Source organism: Pseudomonas sp. CFBP 8758, from assembly GCF_014841725.1.
GTDB lineage: Bacteria > Pseudomonadota > Gammaproteobacteria > Pseudomonadales > Pseudomonadaceae > Aquipseudomonas > Aquipseudomonas baltica.
On record NZ_JACYUK010000016.1, the window covers coordinates 1 to 8,154 of the forward strand.

The following is an 8,154-nucleotide window of genomic DNA, read 5'->3' on the forward strand; positions in this document are numbered from 1 at the left end:
GGTCGCTGCCGTAGGCGGCTTTGCGAATGGCGCGTAATAATGAACGGGGTGGATTTTTCACGATGGATCACCTCAAGTGGAGTTGAGATCACTCATGACAAAGAACAGGTAGGCCCCTCGCCGACAGTTGCCTGCTGGCGAGGGGTAACGCTGCTACAAGTCCAGTGCGTAGCAACGCACGGACACCGAAGCAGAAGGGCCGCCAGTGCCGTAGGCATTTTCAATGGAGTACACGGCCGTTACCGACCCCTGCCCAACGGGCTCATTCACCCACTTCTTGGAGAAGTACGTGGCTGGAATCAGGAAGTCGTGATGCTTGACAGGGCCGCCCGGCAATTGGATATCGTCGCGCGTCAAGGTGTAGCTCAGATCGAGCTTCATGTTGGGCGTTTCGACGCCTGAGCCGGCAAGGCCGTAATACCCCTGCAGCGTGAGGGTGATCTCGTCGCCCTCGGCCACTTGGTCGTAATCCAGGAGCACACGGAATGGCGTACCGTCCTGCAGCTGCGCCTTGTTCAAAGAGTTTTGTGCCTGCCTGCGCTCTGTGAACTCTCCCGCGGGCAATCCGCTGGGGCCGCCTGGCAGCAGATCCTGAGAAATAACTTGTACGTCCTTGGCAAACGACAGGGCCACGTTGGTCGCCGATGGCGTGCCTGATGTTGCACGCGCCACGGTGTAGTGGACAGCTTTGATACCAGGCCCTTTGGCCTTCATTTCAGCCGATGTTGCGGTGATTTTCAGCGGTGATTTGGCAGCGAGATCGCTGGCCAGTATGGTTCTTCTGTTAGCCAGCGCCGTGCCGCCCCAATAGACGGTAATGACATCGTTGGCCTGCAGGTAGTCGACATCACCCGGCGGGGTGGCAGTGCTGTCGGCGTAGTAAGGAACGATGACCTCGGCGTCCTCCTGCAAGTCAGCGTTGTCGATGATATCGACAGCACCACTGTCCGCCTCGACCGTGACTACCCTCAACAGCTCATTTTCCGGAGTGCCGGGGACTGGGTCTGGGCCGGCGGGTATGGTGATGTCCACCAACACGGGGTTGGCTCCCGAAGTGGCCATTTTTACAGTGCCGCGGTAGACTTCGTAGTACCCCTCTGCTGTGTACCGTTGCGGTGACCCCGTACCGCCACCGTTGGCAACGAAGTCAAACGGCAGGTCGAACTCCAGCACGAAGGGCTTGCCGAGGTCCGCTGTGCTGATGCGCAGTCTCGAGGTACTTGAGGTGCCGAGGTAGAAAATCACTTCGTCGCCATCGACGGACTTGGGGATTTCGGGAATTTTGACATGGACCGGCGTGCGCGCATCGGCTTCGCTGATCAGGCCGTTGTCGCTGAACAGCGCGATGTCTGGTAAATCCAGATCACCGTCCACTGGCGCGCTGCTGACCAGGATGATCAAGGCAACGTCGTCTGCGCGCCCACGGCTGACATTGCCCGCCACGTCGGTAAGCGTGTAACCGAAATAGCGCTCGCCGTCATTCATGGCTTGCAACGCGGCCAACGGAATTTCAAGCTCCAGATCTTCGCCTGCGCCGCCCACGGGCACCACCTTCTCCGCCGACACGATGAGCAACTCAGACCCTGCTGCCAGTAGTCTGTAATGAGGTTTGACTATGTCGCCATCTTCCATGCCGTAGTAGTCTGGCAGCAGTGTCTTCAGCACTAGACCGCCGGAAGTGCCTGCAACCAATTTGTCCAGGGTCACACCTTCGTCTTCTACATCTTGGGCAAAGATCAGCGGTGGCATCAAAGTCCCGCCTGGCGCTTCACGGTCGATACGCAAAGGGATCGGTGGGTTACCCCGAATCACATTGCCGCCGCCATCCTCCAGCTCGTAGGTAACCTGATGTACACCGTGAGCCAGGGTTGCGTCGAACTCGCGGATATAACCATTGCCTACCTCTGCAGCGTCCACGGCTGGAACGTCGATAGGCACATTGTCGAGTATCAAGCGGACCACGTCGCCAACGACGATGCTCGTGTGGTTTGGAATGGAGATCCTGAATGGACTGTTATTCTTGTTTGCAGGAATCAGGTTCTGCGGGTGCCCGGAAATGGCGTCAGGTACTGACGGCGATGGACCATCGTCCACCAATATGCCCACGCCTGCCCGCAGGCTGGCAGAGCGCTTGCTGGGCGACGTTGGATCCAGTCGGCCTTTCTTGTGAACCTTGTACACAGTGACGGCTGCATCTGTCGGACGCGCGCTTGGCGCCTGAAAGATCGCGTTGGAAGTTCCCATTTTTCAATCTCCAGTACTGAACTGATATAGACCGAGGCGCGCAGTGTGAATAAGCGTTTTCATAACGGCTGCGAGTGATTGATTATTTACACGCTGCAAGTTTCGGTGCGGCTTCGTGCGAGGCGTAATTGGCCTGGTGCGATATTCAAGCTAGCACCGATTGGAGTCATTTCAATGTTTAAATCCAGCCAATTCTGAAAATTATTATTCAACTAGATGAAGCATGATTTGCAACTACACTGCCACTTCGGATGGACGATCCAAAGTAACTTTTTGAATAAATAAATTCAAAGGTGGCAGTCATGAAAACTATTGTTCACGGCGGTATCAAGTGGCGCCCGTTGCTGGGCGTTGCAGTCGTATTAAGTGTATCTGGCGAGGTCATGGCGGCCGTGGTGGATGGGCCCTTTTCCATCGGCAGGGTCAACTCAGGTTCACCGGTCGAGGAATGGTCGGTACTGCGAGGAGGTTCGCTGTTCGTCAGCCCTGGGGGCCAAACCCTGGACATCGGCTTGCGCCTGGGCAGTACGGCTGGGCTGGAAGGCGCCACGGTCACGGCGCGCGCACGCTTCGAAGCCGTGCGCGTGGACGCTTCCACGGCCACGGTGACCGATAGCGTGCTCAATGCCTCTTCAGCCATCGGTATCACGCTGGTAGCCGGCGCGCCCGCCGTCTTGACGCTGACCAACAGCACGGTCACCGGTTTCGGCCGAGGCATCCAAAGCAGCACAGGGGCCGTGGTGAATATCAGCGGTTCGCAGATATCCGGCACCGATGATGGTCGCGTGCAGCCTTACTTAGGCGGGGTGGGGCTGTCGGTGCTGTCATCGGACATGAACCTGGTGCAGAGCAGCGCCATAGGCGCCAACCATGGCGCCACATTGATCGCCAACGGTGGCGGCAGCGGCACACCGCGTGCAGCCACCAACCTGGCGCTCGATGGGTCGAGCCTGCAAGGTACTCGCGGCAGCGCGGTGTTGGTTGGGGCCACGCTGTATCCACTGGCCACAGCCGGAAGGTTGACCCTGGCCAATGGTTCCAGCCTGACCGGGGGCAATGGCATAGCGGTGGAAGTGACGCAGGCGTCGACCCTGGATCTGCAAGTGGCCGCCAGTGCCTTGAACGGCGGTTTGAGCCTGGCAGATGCCTCGCAGGTGACGGCCGATCTGGGCCAGGGCAGCAGCCTGGCCGGCGACATGCTGCTGGGGGGGGCCAGCGCGCTTACCCTGGTCAGTCGAGAAGCCAGTACGTTGACAGGCAATGCCCTGCTCACCGGCGGTTCGCGCCTCGACCTGAGCCTGGAACAGAGCAGCTGGGTTGGCGACACGAACGTCAGTGAAGCCTCGCAGGCCCAGCTCAACCTGGGCAACAGCAGCTTGACCGGCAACGTCACTGTCGCCGATACCTCCACGGCGAACATGACACTGGACGCAAGCACCTGGGAAGGCAACGGCCAGGGTCCACTGAACCTGGACCTGAACCGCGCTTCGACCTTGAATGGCCAGTTGAGCCAGGCAGGCGCTGTCAATCTGGCTGACGGTTCCCTGTGGAACATGACAGGCGACTCGCAGATAGCCAGCCTGGCCATGAACGGCAGCAGGGTGGCGTTGGGTGGCCGCAGCGGCGCCTATCGAACCTTGCAGACAGGCAGTTTGAGCGGCAGCGGCATCTTCGACCTGAACACCGATCTGGGCACCGTACAGGGTGATCGTTTGGTGGTGACCGGCGAGGCCGCCGGCAGCCATGAACTGGCCATCCACAACAGCAGCAGTGGGGTCGACCCGGCGCCGGGTACGACCCTGACCGTAGTGCAGACCGGCGGTGGCGCGGGCACCTTCGCCGTGCTCGGCGGCCAGGTCGATGCGGGCACGTACGTCTACGACCTGCAGAAGCAAGGCCAGGACTGGTTGCTGGTTCAGCGGGGAACTGTCGGTCCCGTCGATCCAGGGAGCCCTGGCGATCCGGGAGATCCGGTAGACCCGGTAGATCCAGGGAGCCCTGGAGATCCGGGAGATCCGGTAGACCCGGTAGATCCAGGGAGCCCCGGCGATCCGGGAGATCCGGTAACCCCGGTAGATCCCGTGACGCCCGTGGACCCCGGCAATCCTGGAGACGGCGGCGGTCCGGTGGTCACCCCCGGAGCGCGTTCGGTGATCGGCCTGTTCAGCGCCGCACCCACGGTGTGGTACGGCGAGCTCTCTACCCTGCGCAGCCGCATGGGTGAACTGCGCCTGGGCCGTGGCACCAGTGGCGCCTGGGTGCGCACCTATGGCGGGCGTTACGACCTGTCGGCCGGGGGTGGTGTGGCCTATAGGCAGCGCCAGCAGGGGCTGACCTTTGGGGTCGATGCGCCGCTGCCGGCCAGTAATGGCCAATGGTTGGTAGGCGTGATGGGCGGCTACAGTCGCTCCGACCTGGACCTGGCGGCAGGCACTTCCGGTGAGGTCGACAGCTACTACCTGGGGCTGTACAGCACCTGGCTGTCCGAAGGCGGCTACTACGTGGACGGCGTGGTCAAGCTCAACCGGTTCCAGAACAAGTCCGACGTGCGCGTCAGCGACGGCAGCCGTACCGGTGGCAAGTACGACAACCATGGCGTAGGCGCATCGCTGGAAGTGGGCAAGCACATAAAGCTCGCCGACAACTGGTACCTGGAACCCTTCGCGCAGATGTCGGCGCTTTGGGTGCAGGGTGAGCGCTACGATCTGGACAATGGCATGCAGGCACGCAGCAACGGCGCCGACTCGTGGCTGGGCAAGGTGGGTACGCATGTCGGGCGTAACTTCCCGTTGGCCAATGGCGGCTTGGTGCAGCCTTACATCAAGGTGGCGGCGGCCCATGAGTTCGCCGATGCCAACCGTGTCAAGGTCAACGCCAACCGCTTCACCAACGACCTCTCGGGCACCCGCGGCGAGTTGGGTGCCGGTGTAATCGCGCAGATCTCCGATCGGCTGCAGTTGCATGCCGACTTCGACTACAGCAATGGCGAGAACATCGAACAGCCATGGGGAGGAAGCCTCGGCCTACGCTATGCCTGGTAGGTGTCGTGCCAGGTAGGTCTGTCGTTGTAGGACGCGTCTTGCCTATGCATGATTCGGACGCGTCCTACAGATATTAAAACTTCATGAACCTAAGCTTGCGGCCCGCAATTGCCCTTCGGCAAATCCTACGGTTGCATCGCAAGGTTCTCAATCATGAGCAGGTTCGTTTCACGTTTCATCCTGCCCGGCAGCTTCGCTGCCGGGCTTCTCGTACTGGACGGTGCCGAAGTCGCTGCGGCACGCGATCTGACCGGCCCAGGGGACGCCCTGGTGATCTACCCCGAGGCCGCCATTACCGATTGGCGCCTGCGCGAGGGGGCCTCCCTTTACGTCAAAGGCGCAAAAACCCTGGGCATCGAAGTGTCCACCGGTTCTGCGCTACGCGCGGAGAACGCGCAGATCAACGGGGGCGCGGCAGTTGGGGTCAGGGTCAGCCAAAGCACCGCCAGCATCACCGGTAGCACAGTGGTCAGCACCGGCAACTACGCGCTGATCGCCAGCAATGGCAGTGAGACCAGCGGCGCCCAGGTCAGTGTGTTCGACAGCGTATTGCTGGGCAGCGGCAGCGGCGTCTCCGCCAACTACAACAACGCTATCACGCTGGCCAACACCCAAGTGCTGGGCCGGACGGCCAACACCAGTCTGCTCCGGGGTGGCAACGGGATCCTTATGCTCAGTGGCGACATCAATGTGACCCAGGGCAGCAACGTGGTTGGCGAGACGCATGGCGCCGTATTGAGCATGGACACATTCGTGCCCGTACCGCGCGCCAGCAACCTGGTGGTGGACAACGCTCGCGTCGAAGGTCAGCGCGGTGCGGCAATCGCCGTACAGACACGCAACGCCTCACCCGTTCAAGCCTCGATCATCGTGCGCAATGGTGCGACGCTGCTGGGCGGCGACGGTGTCATTCTGCAAGCCGGTGCCAATACCACGGTGGACTTCACCGCTGCCAATACCGACTTGACCGGTGACATTCAGATCGACGCGGACTCGACCACCGCCATTACGCTGCAAGACAACGCCCGCCTGACCGGCACCATGGCCGGGGTGTCCAGCCTGGCCGTCGACAGCGGCGCATTGTGGCGCATGACCCAGAGCGCCAGCATCGGTGACGTCAGCATGAACGGCGGGCGCATCGATTTGGGTGGTACGTCCGGCGCCTTCCGCGAACTGACGCTGGGCAGCCTCGCCGGCAATGGCACCTTTGGCCTGGGCACCGACCTGGCCACAGGCCAAGGCGACACGCTGGTGATCACCGGCCAGGCCACCGGCGACCACTTGCTGGCCATTCACAACACCGGTACTGACGTCGCCGAAGGGCAAGACCCATTGACCGTGGTCAAGACCGCAGGCGGTGACGCGCGTTTCGCGGCGCTGGGCGGCCAGATAGACCTGGGTACCTTCGTTTACGACTTGAAACAAACAGGCGACGACTGGCAGCTGGTGCAGCGCCCTGGCAACGTGGTGACCCCAGGTACCGCATCGGTGCTTGGCTTGTTCAGCGCTGCGCCCAGCGTGTGGTACGGCGAGCTGAGCACCCTGCGCAGCCGCATGGGCGAGCTGCGCATGGGCAAGGCCGAGGGCGGCCTGTGGACGCGGGCCTACGGCAATAAATACAACCTGTCGGCGGGCGGCGGTGTGGCGTACCGACAGCAGCAGAACGGTTTCAGCCTCGGCGCGGACGCCCCGTTGGTGGTGGACCATGGCACCGCCTTGGTCGGTGCCATGGTCGGCTACAGTAAATCCGACCTGGACCTCAAGGGCGGCACTTCAGGCGAAGTGGACAGCTTCTACCTGGGTGTCTACGGCACGTGGCTGGGCGATGACGGCTATTACGTCGATGCATTGGCCAAGCTCAACCGCTTTCAGAACAGCTCCGAGGTGCGCATGAGCGATGGTACCCGCAGCCGAGGCAGCTACAGCCACCATGGCATCGGTGCCTCGCTGGAAGCAGGCCGACGGATTGCTGTGACTGAAACCGTTGCTGTCACGCCTTTCGCCCAGGTGTCGGCTTTGAAGGTGCAGGGGCAAGGTTACACGTTGAACAACGGCATGGAAGCTGACAGCAACCATGCCGACTCGCTGCTGGCCAAAGCTGGTGCCAAGCTCAGCCAAACGCTTGAGCTGGATGCCGGCGGCACCTTCGAGTACTACGCCAAAGCCGCTTTGGCCCACGAGTTCGCCAGCAACAACCAGGTCAAGGTCAATGGCAACCGCTTCACCAACGACCTGTCCGGCAGCCGCGGCGAATTCGGCCTGGGCCTGGCCGCGCAGATGTCCGACCGCTTGCAGTTGCACACCGAGTTCGACTACGCCAAGGGTCGCAACCTGGAGCAACCCTGGGGCGTGAACGTCGGCCTGCGCTACAGCTTCTGATCCCGCAAAGGCAGGCAACAGCGGTGAATGCGCTGCTGTTGCCTCAGCCATGGCACAACCCTCTGTACTGTTTCTGCGTAGGCATAGGTACCTTCTGGGCAAGTGGGTCTGCCGTATGTGAACGACCCAACTAACACATGCAAAAGCTCGCCTTTTTACTTCCAGCGCAATGTTGAATATTATTTTTTATAGCTGCATCCAAAGTACAAAAATATACTAACTTCTCTTGAGCGCTCGCATTCAATCGTTATGCGAATAAAACGTATGTCTCACATAGACTTGAGCGCGAAAACTTACCAAGTTTGTCACTCTTCCAGTTGTTTGCACTTTCCAGTTTTCAAGCCTAACTTATTCTCTCAGGTGACCGCTGCTTGATTGCTCGCCTCTCTACTCTTCGATATTCCCTCAACTTCCCCGAGGTGATCCATCGTGAAAAATCCACCCCGTTCATTATTACGCGCCATTCGCAAAGCCGCCTACGGCAGCGACC

At 60.8% G+C, this 8,154-nt stretch carries 3 protein-coding genes; 2 read left to right on the forward strand and 1 reads right to left on the reverse strand.

What is annotated here, in order from left to right:
- Window positions 1-153: 153 nt before the first annotated feature.
- A complete protein-coding gene (locus IFT75_RS21265; protein WP_192056663.1) occupies window positions 154-2,244 on the reverse strand; it encodes a hypothetical protein in 2,091 nt (696 codons plus the stop codon).
- Between the two features lie 302 nt (window positions 2,245-2,546).
- On the opposite strand from IFT75_RS21265, the gene IFT75_RS21270 reads away from it, so the two are divergent.
- Together IFT75_RS21270 and IFT75_RS21275 are read left to right on the forward strand one after the other, a co-directional pair.
- Window positions 2,547-5,285, forward strand: coding sequence for an autotransporter outer membrane beta-barrel domain-containing protein (locus tag IFT75_RS21270; protein WP_244652801.1), 2,739 nt, complete (start codon window positions 2,547-2,549; stop codon window positions 5,283-5,285).
- A 153-nt stretch (window positions 5,286-5,438) separates the two neighbouring features.
- Window positions 5,439-7,664: an autotransporter outer membrane beta-barrel domain-containing protein gene (locus tag IFT75_RS21275; RefSeq protein WP_192056665.1), complete on the forward strand. Its 2,226-nt coding sequence runs from the start codon at window positions 5,439-5,441 to the stop codon at window positions 7,662-7,664.
- Window positions 7,665-8,154: the final 490 nt, after the last annotated feature.